Below are 247 nucleotides of genomic sequence, written 5' to 3'. Positions count from 1 at the left end.
CCCGCCAGGCCCCGACGCTCATCCTCTCCGCCCCGCTCGGCCTGACGCTCGCGTTCATCGGCATCGCCCTCGTGTTCATGGCGCTCCCGATCCGTCGACAGGTCCGGGGGCGTGCCGTGCGCCGCGTGGACCCGCACTACGCGACCCGCGTGGTGGTGCTGGCGAAGGCCTCGAGCATCTGCGGCGCCCTGTTCGGCGCGCTGGCGCTCGGACTGATCGTGTACCTCCTGACCCGCGCGGTCCTGCC

At 73.3% G+C, this 247-nt stretch carries 1 protein-coding gene; it reads left to right on the top strand.

Annotated features, from left to right (window positions below; all coding sequences use genetic code 11):
• Nucleotides 1–247 (top strand): DUF3180 family protein (locus tag BIU99_RS17960; RefSeq protein WP_139205502.1); only part of this gene is annotated, 247 nt, incomplete at both ends.

Origin of the sequence: Plantibacter sp. MMLR14_011, from assembly GCF_001865025.1 — a bacterium.
GTDB classification, from domain to species: Bacteria; Actinomycetota; Actinomycetes; order Actinomycetales; family Microbacteriaceae; genus Plantibacter; species Plantibacter flavus_A.
This window is presented reverse-complemented; position numbering and strand designations above follow the sequence as displayed.